The sequence below is a fragment of the Streptomyces nanhaiensis genome (genome assembly GCF_046614825.1).
In the GTDB taxonomy this organism is placed as follows: Bacteria; Actinomycetota; Actinomycetes; order Streptomycetales; family Streptomycetaceae; genus Streptomyces; species Streptomyces radiopugnans.
In genome coordinates this window covers 1-20,113 of the sequence record NZ_JBKJFM010000120.1, presented here as the reverse complement: position 1 = coordinate 20,113, position 20,113 = coordinate 1, and the positions used below count along the sequence as shown (strand labels likewise).

20 protein-coding genes and 1 rRNA gene are annotated in these 20,113 nt (G+C 73.1%); 17 read left to right on the top strand and 4 right to left on the bottom strand.

Annotated features, from left to right (window positions below; all coding sequences use genetic code 11):
• The 8 genes from rrf to ACLIYP_RS22485 all read left to right on the top strand — a co-directional run.
• Window positions 1-75: ribosomal RNA gene (gene rrf, locus ACLIYP_RS22520) — 5S ribosomal RNA — on the top strand; the annotation flags it as partial.
• Window positions 76-161: 86 nt separating this feature from the next.
• On the top strand, window positions 162-809 hold the full coding sequence (locus ACLIYP_RS22515) for an HAD family hydrolase (RefSeq protein ID WP_412714928.1): 648 nt from the start codon (window positions 162-164) through the stop codon (window positions 807-809).
• 97 nt (window positions 810-906) lie between these two features.
• The gene (locus ACLIYP_RS22510) at window positions 907-2,082 is read left to right on the top strand and encodes an acetoin utilization protein AcuC (RefSeq protein WP_412714927.1); all 1,176 of its coding nucleotides are present in this window, start codon (window positions 907-909) and stop codon (window positions 2,080-2,082) included.
• A 141-nt stretch (window positions 2,083-2,223) separates the two neighbouring features.
• Window positions 2,224-2,616, top strand: coding sequence for a phosphatase (locus ACLIYP_RS22505; protein ID WP_412714926.1), 393 nt, complete (start codon window positions 2,224-2,226; stop codon window positions 2,614-2,616).
• Window positions 2,617-2,744: 128 nt separating this feature from the next.
• Window positions 2,745-2,957 carry a helix-turn-helix domain-containing protein gene (locus ACLIYP_RS22500; protein ID WP_177214038.1) on the top strand — a complete coding sequence of 71 codons (213 nt, stop codon included), beginning with the start codon at window positions 2,745-2,747 and terminating at the stop codon, window positions 2,955-2,957.
• Window positions 2,958-3,085: 128 nt separating this feature from the next.
• Complete coding sequence (locus tag ACLIYP_RS22495; RefSeq protein ID WP_003948845.1) at window positions 3,086-3,184, top strand: 30S ribosomal protein bS22; 99 nt, start codon at window positions 3,086-3,088, stop codon at window positions 3,182-3,184.
• 224 nt (window positions 3,185-3,408) lie between these two features.
• Window positions 3,409-4,440, top strand: a complete 1,032-nt coding sequence (locus ACLIYP_RS22490; RefSeq protein ID WP_412714925.1) for an NAD-dependent epimerase/dehydratase family protein — start codon at window positions 3,409-3,411, stop codon at window positions 4,438-4,440.
• Window positions 4,433-5,539 carry a lysophospholipid acyltransferase family protein gene (locus tag ACLIYP_RS22485; RefSeq protein ID WP_412714924.1) on the top strand — a complete coding sequence of 369 codons (1,107 nt, stop codon included), beginning with the start codon at window positions 4,433-4,435 and terminating at the stop codon, window positions 5,537-5,539. Before ACLIYP_RS22490 ends, ACLIYP_RS22485 begins: the two co-directional genes overlap by 8 nt.
• A 90-nt stretch (window positions 5,540-5,629) precedes the next feature.
• Here the strand turns inward: ACLIYP_RS22485 and ACLIYP_RS22480 are convergent, their stop codons facing one another.
• From ACLIYP_RS22480 to ACLIYP_RS22470, 3 genes are all read right to left on the bottom strand, one after another.
• Window positions 5,630-6,919, bottom strand: a complete 1,290-nt coding sequence (locus ACLIYP_RS22480; RefSeq protein WP_412714923.1) for a DUF5667 domain-containing protein — start codon at window positions 6,917-6,919, stop codon at window positions 5,630-5,632.
• 222 nt (window positions 6,920-7,141) lie between these two features.
• Window positions 7,142-7,921 (bottom strand): ECF subfamily RNA polymerase sigma factor, BldN family, encoded by a 780-nt coding sequence (locus ACLIYP_RS22475; protein ID WP_412714922.1) that lies wholly within the window; start codon window positions 7,919-7,921, stop codon window positions 7,142-7,144.
• Window positions 7,922-8,221: 300 nt separating this feature from the next.
• Window positions 8,222-9,160, bottom strand: coding sequence for an HAD family hydrolase (locus ACLIYP_RS22470; RefSeq protein ID WP_093660380.1), 939 nt, complete (start codon window positions 9,158-9,160; stop codon window positions 8,222-8,224).
• A 255-nt stretch (window positions 9,161-9,415) separates the two neighbouring features.
• On the opposite strand from ACLIYP_RS22470, the gene ACLIYP_RS22465 reads away from it, so the two are divergent.
• The 6 genes from ACLIYP_RS22465 (at window position 9,416) to hemB (ending at window position 15,818) form a co-directional block, all read left to right on the top strand.
• On the top strand, window positions 9,416-9,652 hold the full coding sequence (locus ACLIYP_RS22465; protein ID WP_412714921.1) for a glutaredoxin family protein: 237 nt from the start codon (window positions 9,416-9,418) through the stop codon (window positions 9,650-9,652).
• 303 nt (window positions 9,653-9,955) lie between these two features.
• Entirely contained in the window at window positions 9,956-10,747 is a 792-nt protein-coding gene (locus ACLIYP_RS22460) for a redox-sensing transcriptional repressor Rex (protein WP_412714920.1), read from the top strand.
• A gap of 73 nt (window positions 10,748-10,820) precedes the next feature.
• Window positions 10,821-12,164, top strand: coding sequence for a glutamyl-tRNA reductase (locus tag ACLIYP_RS22455; protein WP_412714919.1), 1,344 nt, complete (start codon window positions 10,821-10,823; stop codon window positions 12,162-12,164).
• The gene (hemC, locus tag ACLIYP_RS22450; protein WP_093660388.1) at window positions 12,161-13,141 is read left to right on the top strand and encodes a hydroxymethylbilane synthase; all 981 of its coding nucleotides are present in this window, start codon (window positions 12,161-12,163) and stop codon (window positions 13,139-13,141) included. The genes ACLIYP_RS22455 and hemC overlap by 4 nt, the downstream gene beginning before the upstream one ends.
• Window positions 13,138-14,784 (top strand): bifunctional uroporphyrinogen-III C-methyltransferase/uroporphyrinogen-III synthase, encoded by a 1,647-nt coding sequence (locus ACLIYP_RS22445; RefSeq protein ID WP_412714918.1) that lies wholly within the window; start codon window positions 13,138-13,140, stop codon window positions 14,782-14,784. The genes hemC and ACLIYP_RS22445 overlap by 4 nt, the downstream gene beginning before the upstream one ends.
• 2 nt (window positions 14,785-14,786) lie before the next feature.
• On the top strand, window positions 14,787-15,818 hold the full coding sequence (gene hemB / locus ACLIYP_RS22440) for a porphobilinogen synthase (protein WP_412714930.1): 1,032 nt from the start codon (window positions 14,787-14,789) through the stop codon (window positions 15,816-15,818).
• Between the two features lie 60 nt (window positions 15,819-15,878).
• Here hemB and ACLIYP_RS22435 read toward each other — a convergent pair whose 3' ends face one another.
• A complete protein-coding gene (locus ACLIYP_RS22435; protein ID WP_412714917.1) occupies window positions 15,879-17,072 on the bottom strand; it encodes an RtcB family protein in 1,194 nt (397 codons plus the stop codon).
• 244 nt (window positions 17,073-17,316) lie between these two features.
• On the opposite strand from ACLIYP_RS22435, the gene ACLIYP_RS22430 reads away from it, so the two are divergent.
• The 3 genes from ACLIYP_RS22430 to ACLIYP_RS22420 form a co-directional block, all read left to right on the top strand.
• Window positions 17,317-18,279, top strand: a complete 963-nt coding sequence (locus ACLIYP_RS22430; RefSeq protein WP_412714916.1) for a hypothetical protein — start codon at window positions 17,317-17,319, stop codon at window positions 18,277-18,279.
• A gap of 209 nt (window positions 18,280-18,488) precedes the next feature.
• Window positions 18,489-19,178: a DUF3558 family protein gene (locus ACLIYP_RS22425; protein ID WP_412714915.1), complete on the top strand. Its 690-nt coding sequence runs from the start codon at window positions 18,489-18,491 to the stop codon at window positions 19,176-19,178.
• 181 nt (window positions 19,179-19,359) lie between these two features.
• Window positions 19,360-20,113 (top strand): DUF2637 domain-containing protein (locus tag ACLIYP_RS22420; RefSeq protein ID WP_412714929.1); only part of this gene is annotated, 754 nt, incomplete at its 3' end.

Genomic DNA, 20,113 nt, shown 5'->3' with positions numbered 1-20,113 from the left:
AACCCGGAAGCTAAGCCTTTCAGCGCCGATGGTACTGCATGGGGGACCGTGTGGGAGAGTAGGACGCCGCCGAACGATTTGTGGAGAGAAAGCCCTGCCGGGTTCCCGGCAGGGCTTTCTCGCGTTCACGGAACTTCTCCTGCGTTCGGGTTGGGTGGCGTATGCGTTATGACCTGGTGATCTTCGACAACGACGGTGTCCTCGTGGACAGCGAGCCGATATCCAACCGGATCCTCGCCGCCTTTCTGACGGAGCTGGGGCACCCGACCACGTACGAGGAATCCATACGGGATTACATGGGTTCCGCCATGCACCGCATCCACGACCTGGTCCTGGAGCGTTCCGGGCAGCGGTTGCCCGTTGACTTCGACTCCGTCTTCCACGACCGCGTCTTCGAGGCCTTCCGGCGTGATCTGCTGCCCGTGCCCGGCGTCGGCGAGGTGCTGCGGAGCCTCGACGCCGAAGGCGTGCCGTACTGCGTCGCCTCGTCCGGCGGCCATGAGCGGATCCGGGTGGCGCTGGGGAAGACGGGGCTGTACGAGCGCTTCGGGGAGAAGCGTGTGTTCAGCGCGCAGGACGTCGGACGGGGGAAGCCCGCGCCGGACCTCTTCCTGCACACCGCCGAGGTGATGGGAGTGCCGCCCGGGCGCTGCGCCGTGGTCGAGGACAGCCCTCTGGGGGTGCGGGCGGCCGTCGCGGCGGGGATGGACGTGTACGGGTTCACCGCCATGACGCCGGGGGAGAGGCTGTCGGGGGCGACGGCGCTGTTCTCCACGATGGACGAACTGCCCGCGCTCCTCCTGTCCTGAGCCGCCGACGCGCCCTCCGGGGCAGGCCGGACGGCCCCGGACGCGGCGTTGCGGGCGGCCGTGTGGTTTCCCCGGGCCGCCCGATACGGTGGCGGGTATGAGCGGCGGCGCACAGTTGATGTGGGACGAGGCGGTCACCGGATACGACTTCGGGCCCGGGCATCCGATGGACCCGGTGCGCCTGAAGCTGACCATGGAACTCGTCGAGGCGTTCGGGCTGCCCGGCGCCTCAGGACTGAAGGTGGTCGCCGCGGCCTCCGCGGGCGACTCCACGCTCAGGCTCGTGCACCGCTCCGACTACATCGACACCGTGCGCAGGATCTCCGCGGATCCCCGGTCGGCGGACGGGTCGTACGGCATCGGGACCGAGGACGACCCGGCCTTCGAGGGGATGCACGAGGCCTCGGCGCTGATCGCCGGGCAGTCGGTCGGAGCCGCCGAGGCGGTGTGGCGCGGGGACGTCCTCCACGGCGTGAACTTCGCCGGCGGACTGCACCACGCGATGCCGGGCGGGGCGGCCGGTTTCTGCGTCTACAACGACGCCTCCCTGGCCATCGCCCGGCTGCTGGAGCTGGGCGCCGAACGGGTGGCCTACGTGGACGTCGACGTCCACCACGGGGACGGCGTCCAGGCGGCCTTCTGGGACGATCCGCGGGTGCTGACGGTGTCGCTGCACGAGCATCCCCGCATGATCTTCCCCGGGACCGGCTGGCCGGAGGAGACCGGAGGGGAGAAGGCGGAGGGGAGCGCGGTCAACATCGCGGTCCCGCCCGGCACGTCCGACGGCGGGTGGCTGCGGGCTCTGCACGGGGTGGTGCCGGAACTGCTGCGCTCCTTCCGGCCGCAGGTACTGGTGACCCAGCACGGCGCCGACACGCACATCGAGGATCCCCTCGCGCACCTGGCGGTGACCGTCGACGCCCAGCGGGTGGCCGCCGAGGCCTGCCACGACTGGGCGCACGAGTACGCGCAGGGGCGCTGGGTCGCGCTCGGCGGAGGCGGTTACGCGGTCGTCGACGTCGTACCGCGCTCCTGGACGCATCTGGTGGCGATCGCGGCGGGCGAGCCGATCGCCCCGAGGACCGTGATCCCGGAGGACTGGCGTCGGCAGGTGTACGCACGCACCCGGCAGGACGCGCCGCGGCGGATGACGGACGGGCGCGAGCCGGTGTGGTCGGACTGGGAGGCCGGCTACGACCCGGCGAGCGCCCTGGACCAGGCCGTGCTGGCCGCGCGGCGCTCGGTGTACCCGGCGCACGGACTGCTGCCCTGAACAGCCGGGGAGCCGGTTTCCGAGCCGTACTCCGGCACCGCCGGAGGCCGGGCGCGCCCCGCCGGTTCCCGGGCTTCTACGCTCCCTGTCCGGTGCCCCGTCGGCGGAGGGACCTCCCGTCCTCGCACCGGTGCGGGGGAGATGTGTCGACATGGCGACCCGGTTCGGGGTACGTCCTCGTCTCCTCCGGTGCGTACGGGGGGTCGCGCTGATCCGAGGGAAGGGAGCGCGCCGCTCGCCCGGTGCGCCGGGCGCACGCTCCCGCTCGCTCTCCCCCGTGCGTACGGTCCTCTGTGCCGCGGTGATGGCCGGCGGCCGCCGCGGGGACGGCGGCCAGGGGGTGTGAACGGGCTGCGTGGCAGGTCAGCCGGGCGACGGGGGGAGGGACCGAGCGGCAGGGGCGACCTCTCGGCGTTCGTCGCCGGAGCGGAGGGGCGCGCACGGGCGGCCGTCCCGCTCGATGACCCCACGGCGTCGGACGGCTACCGTCCGCTTGGTCGCTATGTGCTCAATCATTCCCTTCTGTCACATTAGGAGCCCGATGGCTGCTCCTCTTCCACACTTGCATCACCCGCCCCTAATCTGGGGAGGAGCGCGCATGCGAGCAGGAGACACCGGAGGGGAAGCCGGTGCCCGACATGTGCGGAAGGTTCAGGTGTGACATGGCTGCTGCCGAGAGGCCTCTGAACGAGGTCGTGTTCCTGACCGTGGCGGAAGTCGCCTCGGTGATGCGAGTGTCCAAGATGACCGTGTACCGCCTGGTGCACAGCGGTCATCTGCCGGCGATCCGGGTGGGCAGGTCCTTCCGGGTGCCGGAGCAGGCCGTCCACGAGTACCTCCGCGGATCGTACGTGGAGGCGGAGAAGAGCGCGTAACCGCAGAACGACGGGCTTGTCGCCCCCTCGTGTCACGAGCACTACCCGGCGCCGGGTAGGCTGGGCCGACGTAGGTCGTGTGGGCTCGGACGCCCCGCACCGAGTGACGAAGTGAGCGAGGGTAAGTCGTGGGCTCTGTTATCAAGAAGCGGCGCAAGCGGATGGCCAAGAAGAAGCACCGCAAGCTGCTCAAGCGCACGCGCGTTCAGCGCCGCAACAAGAAGTGAGCGGGCGCGCCGCACACTGACCACCGCCCTCCCACCGCCGTGTCGGTGGGAGGGCGGTGGCGTTCCACCGGGGAGAGGCGGCCAGCCGATACGGTGGCCGGGAAACCCGTCCGCAACCGGTCCGGGTGACGGACCGCGAGGAACGACGAGGAGTACGGAGGGCTGCCGGGACCCGTGGCAGGGCCTCCCGGGGGCGGCCCACCGCACGCCGAGAGGGAGCAACGTTGGGCAAGGTCGTGCTCGTCACAGGCGTCGCCCGCCGGCTCGGCGGGCGCTTCGTGCGGCGGATCCTGCGCGAGCCCGACGTCGACCGGGTCGTCGGGGTGGACGCCGTGCCGCCCGGACACCACCTCGGCGGGGCCGAGTTCGTCCGTGCCGACATCCGGCAGCCCTCGGTCGCCGGGGTGCTGGCCGAACACAACGTGGACACCGTCGTGCACCTGGACGTCAGCGGGGTGCAGCTCCTGCCCGGCAGCCGTGCGTCGGTCAAGGAGACCAACGTCATCGGCACCATGCAGCTCCTGGGCGCGTGTCAGAAGGCGCCGTCCGTTCAGCGGCTGGTGGTGAAGTCCAGCACGAACGTCTACGGCTCCTCGTCGCGCGACCCGGCGGTGTTCACCGAGACCACGCCGGCCAAGGCGCTGCCCGGCGGCGGGTTCACGAAGGACATCGTGGAGGTCGAGGAGTACGTGCGCGGGTTCGCCCGCCGCCGCCCCGACGTGGCGGTGGCCGTGCTGCGCTTCGCCAACATCCTCGGCCCCGACGCGGACACGCCGCTGGCGGACTACTTCCGGCTGCCGGTGCTGCCGACCGTCCTCGGATACGACCCGCGGCTGCAGTTCGTCCACGAGGACGACGTCGTCGAGGTGCTGCGGCTGGCGGCCGGGGAGCCGCGGCGCGGCACGCTCAACTCGGGGACGTTCAACATCGCGGGTGACGGGGTACTCCTGCTGTCCCAGGCCGCGCGGCGGCTGGGGCGGCCCACGCTGCCCCTGCTGCTGCCGGCGATCCGGTGGACCGGGACCGCGCTGCGCACGGTCGGTGTCACGGACTTCTCGGCCGAGCAGATCCGGCTGCTGACGCACGGCAGGGTCGTGGAGACCACACAGATGCGCGAGGTCCTCGGCTTCGAGCCGCGGTACACCACGGCCGGGGCCTTCGCCGACTTCGCGCGCGCATGCGGCCCGGGGCTGCTGCCGCCGGAGAAACTCGCACACGCGGTGGACCGCATCGAGGAGGTCGTCCGCCATGGCTGACGCCAAGGTCATTCCCTTCGACGACGACCGGTCGCGCGGCGGCCCGTCCCGGGCCGCCCGGGGGCGGGCGGCGGGCAGTGGGCGCCGTACGGGGGGCGACGGCGGCCGTACCGGCCAGGAGGAGCGGGGCGGCGCGCAGACGCCGCTCGCGGCCGTGCCGCAGGCCGGTCCCCAGGACGGTCCGGAGCGCGCTTCCGGGGCGCAAGGCCGGGAGGCGGCCGCGGAGGAGGGCGTGCCCGCGGAGGGCCGGGCGGGCCGGGGTGACTGGGACCGCAGGATCGCCGAGGGGCTGGCCTTCCTGCGGCGGCGGATCACCGGGGATTACGAGGTCGACGAGTTCGGCTACGACGCCGACCTCACCGACCATGTGCTGATGTCGATGCTGCGGCCGATGTACGAGAAGTACTTCCGGGTCGAGGTGCTGGGTATCGAGAACATCCCCTCCGAGGGCGGCGCGCTGGTGGTCGCCAACCACTCCGGGACCCTGCCGCTGGACGCGCTGATGCTCCAGGTCGCCGTGCACGACCACCACCCGCAGGGGCGGGCCCTGCGGTTGCTGGCGGCCGATCTGGTCTTCATGCTGCCGGTCGTCAACGAGCTGGCCCGGAAGGCCGGGCACACCCTGGCATGCACGGAGGACGCCCAGCGGCTGCTGGAGCGGGGCGAGGTCGTCGGGGTGATGCCGGAGGGCTTCAAGGGGCTGGGGAAACCGTTCTCCGAGCGCTACAAGCTCCAGCGCTTCGGGCGCGGCGGCTTCGTCTCAACGGCGCTGCGGGCCGGGGTGCCGATCGTGCCGTGCTCGATCGTCGGGGCGGAGGAGATCTACCCGATGGTGGGCGACTTCAGGACGCTGGCGCGGCTGCTGGGCATTCCGTACTTCCCGGTCACGCCCACCTTCCCCTGGCTGGGGCCGCTGGGGATGGTGCCGCTGCCGACGAAGTGGACGATCCAGTTCGGCGAGCCGGTCCCGATGGACGACTACCCGCCGGAGGCGGTCGACGACCCGATGCTGATGTTCAACCTCACCGACCAGGTGCGCGAGACGATCCAGCACACCCTCTACAGGCTGCTGGTGAGGCGGCGTTCGGTGTTCTTCTGAGCGGTGCCGCGGCGGTACGCGCTTCGGTACGTGCTCCGGCGGTACATGCTCAGGGCGGCCGGTGTTCCGCGAACACCGGCCGCCCGTCCGCTAGTCGGAGTCGTCCGCCTCGATGCCCAGTCCCGGCAGGAGGTTCGGGAGGAGCGGCGGGATGGTGATGTCCGGCTCGGGGAGCCGGGGGGCGCCTTCCGGTGACGCCGACGCGCCGTCCTCACCGGGTGAGGGTTCCAGCAGGTCGCCGGGGGCGGGCAGGAGCCCCACCCCGTCCGGGCCGGTGGATCCGGACGAACCGGACGGACTGGGCCGCCGTTCGCCGTCCCGGTCGCCCTCCTCCGTGCCGTCCGCACCGCTCCCGGCGGCTACGGGCGACGACGGCGGGACCGTACGGCCGGTGCCCGGCCGGTCGCCGCCGTCGGTGCCGGCGGCGGAGTCCGCGTCCTCCTGCCCGGAGTCCAGCAGGGGCCTCAGCGGGCCGACCTCGTCCTCTATGGCGTCGAAGAGCGAACTGACCTCGTCGCCCACGTCGGTGAGCTGGACGGGAAGGCCCGCGCGTACCTCGTCCCACTTGGTGCGGTGGGACTGGGAGAAGGACGACAGCGAGCGGATCGGCGCGACGTCGCCCTCGCGCTCGTACGCCTGGCTGAGCAGCCGGTGGCCCTCGGAGACGTCGTCGCGCATGAGGGAGAGCGTCCTGCGGATGTCGCCGAGCGACTCGTGGTCCAGCGGGCCCGACCGGCCGCGCTCCAGCAGGCGCCGGGCCTCGTTCAACCGTGTGGAGGCGTGGTCCAGACGGACCCTGCCGCGGTCGGCCTCGTCGCCCGCCATGCCGAGTCTGAGGTCCTCCACGCCCAGCTTGAGGCCGTAGAGGGTGTCACCGGGCAGGGCGTCGGCGCTGGCCACGGCGGCTCCGCCGAGGGCGCCCGCCGCGACACCGAAGCCCAGACCGCCGGCCGCCAGCCCCTTGGTGAGCCTCGTCCTGGGACGCAGTCTGCTCAACGGGCCCAGCGGGGAGGCCCGGTGGGCCCCTCCGCGCCCCGTGCGGGCGGAGCGCGGGCCGGGGACCGAGGCGCCCTCGCCGCTTCCGGCGAAGGCGTTCTCCACGGCGGCGAGGAGCTGTGCCCGCTGGGCGGCCTTGACGTCGGGGTCCATGACCGGCTTCGGCAGGGCGTCGAGCCTGCCGGCCAGCGACAGCAGTGCCGCCCGCTCGTCGGACGGTCCGCCCGTCGGCCCGGCTCCGGCTCTCGTCTCCTCCGCCGCCCCGGCCGGGGCTCCGGGGGCGGCGCCCCCGGACCGGTCGGCCGCCCTGCCCTCGGACTCGCGCTCGTCGAGGGCCTGGGCGAAGGCGTTTGCCCGCCGGCTCGGCGATACGGCTCCCATCACGGGCGGCACCTCCTCTCGTCAGCACAGTCGACTCCCTGCCCCACATGAGGGTTGCACGGCCGTACGGGAGCGGCGGCTCGGGCGCCGCAGTCCGGACGCGACGGGCCGCGGGGAGTCTGCAAACCGCACAACGACCACCGGCCGACGGGGTTACGCCCCGAGGGGGGTGCGATCGTCCCGCCGGCTCCTGCGAAACGGAACGTCACCGCACGTCACCGCTTGTCATCGGCTGTCCTCCGGCAGCAGTCGGGCCAGGGTCCGCACCGCCCGGTACTGGAGGGTCTTGATCGCTCCCTCGTTCTTCCCCATGACCCGCGCGGTCTCGGCGACCGACAGGCCCTGGAGGAAGCGGAGCGTCACGCACTCCTGCTGCTGCGGGTTGAGCCGGCGAACGGCATCCAGCAGGGCCGCGTTGGAGAGGGACTCCAGGACCGAGTCCTCCGGGCTGCGCTCCACCTCGTTGGCGTCGAGCATCTCGCCGGTGGTCACCTCGAGGCGGAAGCGGCTCGACTTGAAGTGGTCGGCGACCAGGTTGCGCGCGATGGTGACCAGCCAGGCGCCGAAGTCCCGGCCCTGCCAGGTGAAGGTGCCGATCCGGCGCAGGGCGCGCAGGAACGTCTCGCTGGTGAGGTCCTCGGCCGTGGCCCGGCCGCCGACGCGGTAGTAGATGTAGCGGTAGACGGTGTCGGAGTACTGGTCGTAGAGGTGCCCGAAGGCCTCGGCCTCGCCGCCCTGGGCGCGTTCGACGAGGTCCATCATGCGGCGGCTGTCGCCGTCCACCGGGCGCCGGGCGGCGCCCGGGGTGGCCGCGGCGCGGGCGCGCCGGCCCACCGCGGCGGTGCCGGCGGCTCCCTCGGCCAGGGCGTAGACGGGGCCTGCGGGGACAGGTGCGGCGAGGGCGGGGACGGCGTGCGCGGTGGGGACGAGGACGCGCAGCTGGTCGATGACCAGCGTGCGCAGCGCAGCCAGGCCCGAGGCGTCAACCCCGACGTGTGGGTACACGGGACTCCCAGAGGCAGAGCTTCCATCACGTGCAGTGCGGGACCGTCCGCCCGTCACAAGGGCGTGTGGACACCGGATTGCGTCTGAGGAGAATAACGCTTCGTACAGGCCGTGCTACACCTAGTTGCCGAAATCGCCGGTTAGGTTTGCTCCGCTATGCGTTTGCGGCTGCTCGGGTGGCGAACCGGGATGCCGATTCGACCGGTTCGTGTCACTTTCTGATCGGCCGCCGGTTCCCTTGTGCCCGCAGGGCGGTTTCCGTCCGAACTGGCGACCGGTGCGGCGGTGCCGGGGGCCGCCTCAGCGGCGGCGGCGCTGGATCGCCATGGCCGCCGCGGCGCCTCCGGCCACCGCGCCCACCCCGGCCGCGGCGGGGATGCCCACCTTCGCCGCCTTCCTGCCGGTCCGGTAGTCGCGCAGCCGCCAGCCCCGCTCGCGCGCGTGGGCGCGCAGCCTGCTGTCGGGGTTGATGGCGTACGGGTGCCCGACCAGCGAGAGCATCGGGATGTCGTTGGCCGAGTCGCTGTAGGCGGCGCAGCGTGAGAGGTCCAGGTCCTCGGCGGCGGCCAGCGCGCGCACCGCCTCCGCCTTCGCCGGGCCGTGCAGCGGCTCGCCGACCAGGCGCCCGGTGTAGACGCCGTCGACGGACTCGGCGACCGTGCCCAGGGCGCCGGTCAGCCCCAGTCTGCGGGCGATGATCGTGGCGGTCTCCACGGGGGCGGCGGTGACCAGCCACACCTTCTGGCCCGCGTCCAGGTGCGCCTGGGCGAGCGCGCGGGTGCCCGGCCAGATCCGGCCGGCCATGTACTCGTCGTAGATCTCCTCGCCGATCTCCATCAGCTCCGAGACGCGGTGACCCTTGACGATGGACAGCGCGCTGTCGCGGGCGTCCTGCATGTGCTCGGCGTTCTCCGAGCCCGCGAGCCGGAACCAGGCCTGCTGCCAGGCGAAGCGGAACAGTTCGCGCTTGTGGAAGAACTTCCGCTTGTACAGGCCCCGGCCGAAGTGGAACAGGGCCGCGCCCTGCATGATCGTGTTGTCGAGGTCGAAGAAGGCCGCGGCCCTGGTGTCCCCGTGGACGGGGAACTCCGGCTCCGCCGGTTTCCCCGCCTCGCCGGGGGCGAGCGCGTCGACCTCCCGCGAGGTCTTGCGCGCCGCCTCGGCGGCGGCCTCGCCCGCGAGAACGCTGCGAGCCGTCGCCGAACGCCTGCGGGGAACGAGCCATCCAAGTGCGGCCATGCCGCGAGCATAGCCAGTGTTCCGTGGGCTTCCGGTGACGGAGGGGTGTCGGCAGGGCGGTGACTGCGCCAACCGGGGAAAGCGCGTTCCCGGCCCGGTCGGCGGCACGCCCCCTCCGGCGCCCCGTGCCCGCGGAGGACGACCGCGCGCGGTGCCGGAAGGAGGTTCCGGGGCGGGCGCCGGAGAGGGTGCGGCCCGGGGACGGGAGGGGGAGCGGGTGCGGCGGGAGGCGGGCGCGGCGGCACAATGGCGGTCATGAAGACCGTCACTCTCATCGGCAAACCCGGATGCCATCTGTGCGACGACGCGCGCGCGGTGGTCGGCGAGGTGTGCGCGCAACTGGGCGCGCGCTGGGAGGAGAAGGACATCACGCAGGACGAGGAGCTGTACCGCAGGTACTGGGAGCAGATCCCGGTGGTGCTCGTGGACGGCGCGCAGCACGACTTCTGGCGCGTGGACCCGCGGCGGCTGCGCGCGGCGCTGGAGGCGTGACCGCGGCGGGGGCCGCTGCCCGGGGCCTGCGCGGGGGAGGGCCTGCGGCGGGGGTTCGACCGCCTCTCGACCGCTTCTCGGGACGTTCCACGGCCGACGGGCGTATACGTGGGAGGTGTGCCGGGCGGGATCCGGTTCCGTGCGGCGCGTGTGGCACCGGTCACTTTGGCCGGACAAAGCGGACACCGTCTTTGTGCACACGTTCACAAAGACATAGCCTGGGCGGGACGGAGCGGTCCGGACGCATGTCCAGGGGGTGTCCAGCGGGGCCGCTCACCGCTTCGCGCAGACGGCAGGAGCACTGTGGCAACTGGCCGAACACACCGACCGGCGACCCGTAGCCGAGGGATCCCCGAGGCCACCGTCGCCCGGCTTCCGCTGTACCTGCGGGCGCTCACCGCGCTCTCCGAGCGCTCGGTGCCCACGGTCTCCTCGGAGGAGCTGGCCGCCGCCGCCGGCGTCAACTCCGCCAAGCTGCGCAAGGACTTCTCCTACCTCGGCTCGTACGGCACGCGCGGTGTGGGCTACGACGTCGAGTACCTCGTCTACCAGATCTCCCGCGAGCTGGGCCTGACGCAGGACTGGCCCGTCGTGATCGTCGGCATCGGAAACCTGGGGGCCGCGCTCGCCAACTACGGCGGCTTCGCCTCCAGGGGCTTCAGGGTCGCCGCGCTGATCGACGCGGACCCGTCGATGGCCGGGAAGCCGGTCGCGGGCATACCGGTGCAGCACACCGACGACCTCGAGGCGATCATCGAGGACAACGGCGTCTCCATCGGCGTCATCGCCACCCCCGCCGGAGCCGCCCAGCAGGTCTGCGACCGGCTCGTGGCCGCCGGGGTGACCTCCATCCTCAACTTCGCGCCGACCGTGCTGTCCGTGCCCGACGGTGTGGACGTGCGCAAGGTCGACCTCTCCATAGAACTGCAGATCCTCGCCTTCCACGAGCAGCGCAAGGCCGGTGAGGAGGCGCCCGGCGAGGGCGGTGCCGACACCACCCCGCCCGCCGCGCCGCCCGCCGCGGCCGTGCGCCGCCGCGGCGAGGAGAGCGAACCGGGGCCTGACGGGGACGTGCCCGCCGTGATGCCCGCATGAACGAACGAGCGACCGTGAGACACGTCACGCGCGCACCGCACGCCGTACGGTCCGAGCGGAGCGGAGGCCGCGCATGAGTCTGCTGGTAGTGGGGCTGAGCCACCGCAGCGCACCGGTGAGCGTCCTGGAGCGGGCCTCGCTGGCGCCCGAGGTGCGCGGCAAGCTCCTGCAGGACGCGGTCGGCGCCGAGCCCGCCTCCGAGGCCGCGGTGCTCTCCACCTGCAACCGCACCGAGCTCTACGCCGACGTCGACAAGTTCCACGCCGGCGTCGCCGAGCTGTCCTCCCTGCTGGCCCGCTACAGCGGGGTCGGCCTGGAGGAGCTGACCCCGTACCTGTACGTCCACTACGAGGACCGGGCCGTCCACCACCTGTTCTCGGTGGCCTGCGGACTGGACTCGATGGTCGTCGGCGAGGGCCAGATCCTCGGCCAGATCAAGGACGCGCTGGCCGTGGCGCAGGACCAGCACACCGCCGGGCGGCTGATGAACGACCTGTTCCAGCAGGCGCTGCGGGTCGGCAAGCGGGCGCACAGCGAGACCGGCATCGACCGGGCCGGGCAGTCCCTGGTCACCTTCGGCCTGGAGCAGCTCGCCGCCGGGCGCCCGGTCGCCGAGTGGATGCGCGGCCGGCGCGCCCTGGTGATCGGCGCCGGCTCGATGTCCTCCCTGGCCGCCACGGTGCTCGCGCGCGCCGGCGTCACCGAACTGGTGATCGCCAACAGGACGCTGGAGCGCGCCCGGCGCCTGGCCGCCGGGCTCCACGGCGGCGGGCTCACCGCGCGCGCCGTGCCCGCCCGCGACATGCCCGCCGAGCTCCCGCACGCGGACGTCGCCGTCTCCTGCACCGGTGCCACCGGGCTGGTGCTGACGGCCGGCGACCTGGCGGCGGCGCTCGCCGCGCGCGCCGGGTCCCGCGGCCCCCGCGAGGAGCCGATGGCGCTGCTCGACCTGGCCATGCCCCGCGACATCGACGCCGCCGCGCACCGCCTGGAGGGCGTACGGTTGGTGGACATCGAGTCGCTGGCCGAGGCCTCCGCCGACGCCCCCATGGCCGCGGACGTCGACAAGGTGCGCGGCATCGTCGCCGACGAGGTCGCGGCCTTCGGCGCCGCCCAGCGGGCCGCGACGATCACGCCCACCGTGGTCGCGCTGCGCGCCATGGCCGCCGACGTCGTCGCGGCCGAGATGGCGCGCCTGGACGGGCGCCTTCCCGGACTCGACGCCAAACAGCGCGCCGAGATCACCCAGACCGTGCGCCGGGTCGTCGACAAGCTGCTGCACGCGCCGACCGTGCGCGTCAAGCAGCTCGCCGGCGAACCGGGCGGCGCCGGATACGCCGACGCGCTGCGAGAGCTCTTCGATCTCGACCCGCAGACCGTCGCGGCTGTCAGTAACCCCGAACAGGAGCGGCAATGAGCACCAACGCACCCCCGCCGCTGAAGCTGGGCACCCGCCGCAGCCGACTCGCCATGGCCCAGTCCGGGCAGGTGGCCGAGCGGGTCCGGCGCCTCACAGGCCGGCCCGTCGAGCTGGTGGAGATCACCACTTTCGGCGACGTCTCCCGTGAGCACCTCGCCCGGATCGGCGGCACAGGGGTCTTCGTCTCCGCGCTGCGCGACGCGCTGCTCGGCGGCGGGATCGACTTCGCCGTTCACTCGCTGAAGGACCTTCCCACCACCCAGCCCGAACAGCTGGCGCTGGCGGCCGTGCCCGTCCGGGAGGACCCCCGTGACGCGCTGGTCGCCCGTGACGGCCTCACCTTCGAGGAGCTGCCCGACGGGGCGCGGGTCGGCACCGGCTCGCCGCGCCGCATGGCGCAGCTGGCCGCCTGGGCCCGGTCGCTGGGCCGCGACATCGAGATCGTGCCGATCCGGGGCAACGTCGACACCCGCATCGGGTACGTGCGCTCCGGCGAACTGGACGCGGTCGTCCTCGCCGCCGCCGGCCTCAGGCGCGTCGGCCTGATCGGCGAGGCCACCGAACTGCTCGACCCCGGCGCGGTGCTCCCCGCACCCGGCCAGGGGGCGCTGGCCATCGAGTGCGCGGCCTCGCGCACGGACCTCGCAGCCCTGCTCGCCGAGCTCGACGACCCGCGCACGCGGGCCGCCGTGACCGCCGAGCGAACCCTGCTCGCAGCTCTGGAAGCCGGTTGCAGCGCGCCCGTCGGCGCACTGGCCGACATCCCGGAGGAGGGGCAGGATGTCACCGAACTGCGTCTGCGCGGTGTCGTCGGTACGACCGACGGCACCACACTGGTGCAGTTGTCCACCACCGGTCGCGTACCGGCGTCCGCCGGTGAGGCGCTCTCCCTGGCCCAGGCCATGGGGCGCGAACTCGCCGACGAGATGCTCGCCAAGGGCGCGGCCGGTCTGATGGGGGAGCGAGCACATTGAACCCCACCACCGATCACTCGTACGGCGCCCACGGGCACGTCACCTTCCTCGGTGCCGGGCCCGGGGACCCGGGACTGCTGACGCTTCGCGCCGTCGAGGCGCTGGCACAGGCCGATGTACTGGTCGCCGACCCGCAGGTGTACGACGTCGTGCGGGCGCACGTGCGGGCAGGTGTCGACACCCCGCTCCAGACAGCAGGTGACGACACGTCAACAGCATCCGCGGGTGCCGACGATGCCGTAAATCTTGTCATGCGGGCCGTGCGCGGCGGCAAGCGGGTCGTCCGTGCGGTCGCCGGCGACCCCGGGCTCGACGCGGACGCGGCGAGCGAGATGCTTGCCTGCGCATCCGAGGGGGTCACCTTCGAGGTCGTGCCGGGCATCGCCAACGCCGTGGGGGTGCCTGCCTACGCCGGTGTGCCGCTGCGCAACGGCCACGGCGCGGACGTGCGGTTCCTGGACGCGCGGACCGCCGACGCCCAGGCGTGGAACGAGGTCGGCGCCAGCGACGCCACCCTGGTGGTCTCCACCACCCTGGAGGCGGTCGCCGCCACCGCCGCCGAGCTGGTCACGGCGGGCCGCAAGCCCGACACCCCGCTGACCGTCACCGTCGACGGCACCACCACCCGGCAGCGCACCTGGACGGCGACGCTGGGCTCCATCGCCCAGACCCTCAAGGCCGCCAAGGTGCTGCCCGCGGCCAACGGCCCCCGGCCGGCGATAGCCGTGGTCGGCGAGCTCAGCGCCGCCGCGCAGCGCGACCGGCTCGCGTGGTTCGAGTCCAAGCCGCTGTTCGGCTGGCAGGTGCTGGTGCCCCGCACCAAGGAGCAGGCCGCCTCGCTCTCCGACCAGCTGCGCTCCTACGGCGCGGTGCCCAGCGAGGTGCCCACCATCGCCGTGGAGCCCCCGCGCACCCCGCAGCAGATGGAGCGCGCGGTCAAGGGCCTGGTCACCGGGCGCTACGAGTGGATCGCCTTCACCTCGGTCAACGCGGTCAAGGCGGTGCGCGAGAAGTTCGAGGAGTACGGCCTGGACGCCCGCGCCTTCGCCGGGATCAAGGTCGCGGCCGTCGGCGAGCAGACGGCGAAGGCGCTGGTCGACTTCGGCGTCAAGCCCGACCTGGTGCCCAGCGGCGAGCAGTCCGCGGCCGGGCTGCTGGAGGACTGGCCGCCCTACGACCCGGTCTTCGACCCGATCGACCGTGTCTTCCTGCCGCGCGCCGACATCGCCACCGAGACGCTGGTGGCGGGTCTGATCGAGCTGGGCTGGGAGGTCGACGACGTCACCGCCTACCGGACGGTGCGCGCCTCGCCGCCGCCGGCCGAGACGCGGGAGGCGATCAAGGGCGGCGGGTTCGACGCCGTGCTGTTCACCTCCTCCTCCACCGTCCGCAACCTCGTGGGGATCGCGGGCAAGCCGCACAACGTGACGGTGATCGCCTGCATCGGCCCGGCGACGGCGAAGACCGCCGAGGAGCACGGGCTGCGCGTGGACGTCATGGCGCCGGAGCCGTCGGTGCACAAGCTGGCCGAGGCGCTGGCGGAGTTCGGCGCCAGGCGCCGGGACGCGATGATCGAGGCCGGCGAGGCGGTGCAGCGGCCCAGCGAGAAGCGTCCGACCAGGAGGAGGGCACGGACATCGTGACGATCGGCAAGAGCACCTACGGCAGCGGCTACGACGGGGGGCGCGGCGGCTACGGGGACTTCCCCGTGGTGCGCCCCCGGCGGCTGCGCACCACCCCGGCGATGCGCCGGATGGTCGCCGAGCACCGGCTCCACCCGGCCGATCTGATCCTGCCCGCCTTCCTGCGGGAGGGCATCACCGAGCCGGTCGAGATCTCGTCGATGCCGGGCGTGTACCAGCACACCCGCGAGACCCTGCGCAAGGCGGCGGCCGAGGCCGTGGCGGCGGGCGTGGGCGGGATCATGATCTTCGGCGTGCCCGAGGAGGGGAAGAAGGACGCGACCGGGTCGTGCGGCACCGACCCGGACGGCATCCTCCAGGTGGCGCTGCGCGACGTGCGCGCGGAGGTCGGGGACGACCTGGTCGTCATGTCCGACCTGTGCCTGGACGAGTTCACCGACCACGGCCACTGCGGCGTCCTGGACGAGCGCGGCCGGGTGGACAACGACGCCACGCTGGAGCGGTACGCCGAGATGGCGTGCGTCCAGGCCGAGGCGGGCGCGCACGTGCTGGGGCCCAGCGGGATGATGGACGGCCAGGTCGCCTTCGTCCGCCGCGCCCTGGACGAGGCCGGCCACCAGGACGTGGCGATGCTGGCCTACACGGCCAAGTACGCCTCCGCGTTCTACGGCCCCTTCCGCGAGGCGGTGGACTCCTCGCTGACGGGCGACCGCAAGGCCTACCAGCAGGACCCGGCCAACGGGCGGGAGGCGATGCGCGAGCTGGCGCTCGACCTCGCCGAGGGCGCGGACATGGTGATGGTCAAGCCCGCGCTGCCCTACCTGGACGTGCTGCGCCGGGTGGCGGACGCGGTGGACGTGCCCGTGGCGGCCTACCAGGTCTCCGGCGAGTACGCGATGGTCGAGGCCGCCGCGCAGCGCGGCTGGATCGAGCGGGAACGGGCGATCATGGAGACGCTCACCGGCGCCAGGCGGGCCGGCGCGGACATGATCCTGACCTACTGGGCCACGGAGGCGGCCCGGCGGCTGCGCTGAGCCGCCGTGCGCGCCCGGGGCCGCCGGGGCCCGGGCGCCCGGCCGTGCCGCGCGGGCGCGTCAGCCCTTGACGCAGACGACCTGCCGCAGCTTCGCGACCACCTCGACCAGATCGCGCTGCCGCTCGATGACCTGCTCGATCGGCTTGTAGGCGGCCGGGATCTCGTCGACGACGCCGGAGTCCTTGCGGCACTCCACACCCCGGGTCTGCTCCTCCAGGTCCCGCGCGGTGAAGCGCTTCTTCGCCGCGTTGCGGCTCATCCGCCGTCCCGCGCCGTGGGAGGCGGAGTTGAAGGAGGCGGCGTTGCCCAGGCCGCGTACGATGTAGGAGCCGGTGCCCATCGAGCCGGGGATGATGCCGTACTCGCCGCCGCCCGCGCGGATTGCGCCCTTCCGGGTGACCAGCAGGTCCATGCCGTCGTAGCGCTCCTCGGCCACGTAGTTGTGGTGGCAGGAGATGACCGGCTCGAAGGAGGGGGCCGCCTTCCCGAACTCCCTGCGGATCACGCCCTTGAGCAGGCTCATCATGACCGCCCGGTTGCGCTTGGCGTACTCCTGCGCCCAGAACAGGTCGTTGCGGTAGGCCTCCATCTGGGGGGTGCCGGCGACGAACACGGCCAGGTCGCGGTCGACCAGGCCCTGGTTGTGGGGCAGTCCGCGGGCCACGCCGATGTGGTACTCGGCCAGCTCGTTGCCGATGTTGCGGGAGCCGGAGTGGAGCATCAGCCAGACGGCGCCGTCCTCGTCCAGGCAGACCTCGACGAAGTGGTTGCCGCCGCCGAGCGTCCCCATCTGCCGCGCGGCCCGCTCCCGGCGGAAGTGGACGGCCTCGGTGACGCCGTCGAAACGGGACCAGAAGGCCTCCCAGCCGGAGGCGGGGGCGTCGGGCAGGCCGCCCGGGTCGACGGGGTCGTCGTGCATGCCGAAGCCGACCGGGATGGCCTGCTCGATGCGCGAGCGCAGCCGGGAGAGGTCTCCGGGCAGGTCGTTCGCGGTCAGTGAGGTCCGTACCGCCGACATGCCGCAGCCGATGTCCACGCCGACCGCCGCCGGGCAGACCGCGCCCTCCATGGCGATGACCGAGCCGACGGTGGCACCCTTGCCGTAGTGGACGTCGGGCATGACCGCCAGGCCCCTGATCCACGGGAGCGTCGCGGTGTTGCGAAGCTGCCGCATCGCGCCGTCCTCGACGCCGGACGGGTCGGCCCACATCCGGATCGGCACCCGTGCCCCGGGAACCTCGGTGTACGACATGTTCGTTCGTCCCCCTGACGAAGAAGTGCGAGCACGCCCTGCCACATGCGTGCGAATCGCGTACGGATCGGGTGCGAACCGCGTACGTCCGCACACACAAGGCGGACGTATTACTGCATATGCACCGATGGGCGGAGGTCCCGCGGCGCGCGTGACGGACGTCGTGCGATAGACATTGTGTTCTGCCGTGGTCGCATGGCGGCAACGTGTTTTCGAGCGTTCGCGCGGACGAGGGAGTTGGGCAGTGCAGCGGAAGGCATACGCCACCGGCGCGGCGCTCGTCGCCGTGCTGGCCGTCGGGACCGTCGGCTGCACCGGCGGCTCCGGCACGGGCGGCGCCGCGGCCGACAGCAAGCCCGGCACGGTCGGCACAGCCGCCGCCACGGCTCCGCCCGGCACCTACCGCGATCTGCCCGAGCCCTGCGGCGCGGTCGACACCGGCCTCCTGCGGGCGATGCTGCCGGGCGCGGAGAGCGCCTCCCCGAAGGACGGCGCGGAGGGCGGCGGCGACGGGACCCCGGCGGCCTACGAGGGCGAACAGACCGTCACCTACGACAACGACCGCCGGGTCGGCTGCCGCTGGAAGAGCTCCACCGGCATGGGCAGCCGCCACCTCCTGGTCGACTTCGAGCGGGTCGTGTCGTACGACCCCGCCGTCAGCGACGACGAGCGTGCGGTGCGCCTGTACGAGGACATGGCGCTGGAGGCCGGCATCCCCACCTCGCCGCCCGCGGACGAGGAGTCCCCCGGCTCCGGGGAGGAGACGGACGGGGACGAGGCCGGTGCGGAGGACGCGGGGGACGGCGGCGAGGACTCCGGCGGGGCGTCCAGGAAGAGCGGCGCGCCCACCGGAAGCGGCGGCGAGGACGGCGACGGTGACGGCGGGGACGGTGACGGCGGCGGGGAAGGCGCCCGCGACGCCGGTGGCGAGCCCGGGACGGCCGTCCCGCAGCCCGCGCCCAGCGCGGCGCTGGCCCCGCGCCCCCTGGATGCCGTCGGGGACGCCGCGTACATCGACGACGAGCTGGTCACCGCGGACTCGGGCGTCCACCGGGACATCACCCTGGTCTTCCGCACCGGGAACGTCATCGTCACCGTCGAGTACGAGCAGTGGGTGACGGACAAGCGCAGGCTGCCCGACAGCGCCGAACTGCAGGAGAAGGCGCTGAGACTGGCCGGCCAGCTCGCCGGCAGGTTCCGGGACTGACGCCCGCTCGCGGGCCCGCCCGGCGCCCCGCCGGAGTCGGGACGGAGCCGGGACGGCGGACTGAGACGACGGACACACCCGGCCCCCGCGCCGCCCTCCGGAGCCCGCGGCCGTCCTAGGCTGCTGCGATGTCATCGCCCGATTGACGTACCGTCGTGCCGTCCGACAGGGCGTGCCCGGCGCCCAGCACATCCGGAAGCGAAGGAACCATGCACCGTAACGCCACGCGCACCGCCGTCCGCACCCTCGCCTGCGCCGCCGTGCCCATGCTGCTGGTCGCGGGCTGCTCCTCCGGCTCCGACGGCGACGACTCCGCCAGGCCCTCGCCCAGCGCCTCCGCCTCCAGCGCGTCCCCGACCCCGGCGCCGGTGAAGTTCACCACCCTGCCCGACCCCTGCAAGACCCTCTCGGGGGACACGGTCGGCGACGTGGTGCCCGAGGCGAAGAAGAAGGGCAAGAACCTCGGCTCCAAGGACGCGGACGGTTACGGCACCTGCCTGTGGAGCGGTCTGGACGACTACCAGTACCGGGCGCTGACGGTCTCCCTCAAGCGGTTCGACTCCGACGTGACGCTCGGCAGCGGCAGCGAGCGGGCCGCCGAGTACGCGGGCCAGCAGGTGGCCGCCGTCTCGCAGGACGAGGAGAACAAGAAGGTCAAGGACACCCCGCTCGACGGGGTCGGCGACCAGGCGACGTCCATAGCCTTCGAGACGGAGAAGAAGGACGGCGAGAAGACCGAGGAGTACCGCGAGCAGCGGATCGTCGCCATCACCGGCAACGTCGTGGTGACCGTGGACTACGAGGGCGCCGGCTTCGAGACCGGCAGGACGCCGAAGGCCGAGGACATCCGCAAGGGCGCGGAGAAGGCGGCGAAGGAGGCCGTCAAGGCCGTCAGGTGACCGGGCCGGCCGGACTGACACGGCCGACCGGGCCGGGGCCCTCCGTATCCGCCACCCGCCGCGCGTAACCTGTCTTCCCCTCGGGGGCCTCCCGCTCCCCGTCCCTTCCGCCCCCCTCGCCGTCCCGGCCGGGCGGCGGGCACCGGCGCCACGACGATCTCGCGAGGACACAGCAGTGGACCTGACACGCACTCACCGAATACTGATCGGCGTGGTCGTCGCCGGGGCGGTGGTGATCGCGGCGATCGGCTTCGCCGGATCGTACGCCGCCGTCCGCGACCTCGCCGAGCAGAAGGGCTTCGGCGGCTTCGCGCCGTTCTTCCCCATCGGCATCGACGCCGGGATCGTGGTGCTGCTCGCCCTGGACCTGCTGCTGACCTGGATCCGCATCCCCTTCCCGATGCTGCGGCAGACCGCCTGGCTGCTGACGGCCGCCACCATTGCCTTCAACGGCGCCGCCGCCTGGCCCGACCCGCTGGGGGTCGGGATGCACGCGGTGATCCCGGTGCTGTTCGTCGTCGCGGTCGAGGCAGCGCGGCACGCGGTCGGCCGGATCGCCGACATCACCGCCGACAAGCACATGGAGGGCGTGCGGCTCTCGCGCTGGCTGCTGGCCTTCCCCTCCACCTTCCGGCTGTGGCGCCGGATGAAGCTGTGGGAGCTGCGCTCCTACGACCAGGTGATCCGCATGGAGCAGGACCGCCTCATCTACGAGGCGCGGCTGCGGGCGCGCTACGGGCGCGGCTGGAAGCGGCGGGCGCCGGTGGAGGCGCTGATGCCGCTGCGGCTGGCGCGGTACGGGGTGCCGCTGGCGGAGACCGGCCCGGCCGGGCTGGCCGCCGCGGGCATCGATCCGCAGGCAGTCCCCGCCACGGGCGGGAAGGCCGCGGCCACGGGCGGGAAGGCCGCGGCCACGGGCGGGAAGGCCGCGGTCA

Excerpts from the sequence above, each read along its gene's own strand:
- ACLIYP_RS22485 (WP_412714924.1), top strand. The coding sequence starts at position 4,433 with ATGGCTGACGCCAAGGTCATTCCCTTCGACGACGACCGGTCGCGCGGC.
- ACLIYP_RS22505 (WP_412714926.1), top strand. The coding sequence starts at position 2,224 with ATGTGTCGACATGGCGACCCGGTTCGGGGTACGTCCTCGTCTCCTCCG.
- ACLIYP_RS22500 (WP_177214038.1), top strand. The coding sequence starts at position 2,745 with ATGGCTGCTGCCGAGAGGCCTCTGAACGAGGTCGTGTTCCTGACCGTG.
- ACLIYP_RS22465 (WP_412714921.1), top strand. The coding sequence starts at position 9,416 with ATGAAGACCGTCACTCTCATCGGCAAACCCGGATGCCATCTGTGCGAC.
- ACLIYP_RS22470 (WP_093660380.1), bottom strand. The coding sequence starts at position 9,160 with ATGGCCGCACTTGGATGGCTCGTTCCCCGCAGGCGTTCGGCGACGGCT.
- ACLIYP_RS22425 (WP_412714915.1), top strand. The coding sequence starts at position 18,489 with ATGCACCGTAACGCCACGCGCACCGCCGTCCGCACCCTCGCCTGCGCC.
- ACLIYP_RS22510 (WP_412714927.1), top strand. The coding sequence starts at position 907 with ATGAGCGGCGGCGCACAGTTGATGTGGGACGAGGCGGTCACCGGATAC.
- ACLIYP_RS22515 (WP_412714928.1), top strand. The coding sequence starts at position 162 with ATGCGTTATGACCTGGTGATCTTCGACAACGACGGTGTCCTCGTGGAC.
- hemC (WP_093660388.1), top strand. The coding sequence starts at position 12,161 with ATGAGCACCAACGCACCCCCGCCGCTGAAGCTGGGCACCCGCCGCAGC.
- ACLIYP_RS22435 (WP_412714917.1), bottom strand. The coding sequence starts at position 17,072 with ATGTCGTACACCGAGGTTCCCGGGGCACGGGTGCCGATCCGGATGTGG.
- ACLIYP_RS22455 (WP_412714919.1), top strand. The coding sequence starts at position 10,821 with ATGAGTCTGCTGGTAGTGGGGCTGAGCCACCGCAGCGCACCGGTGAGC.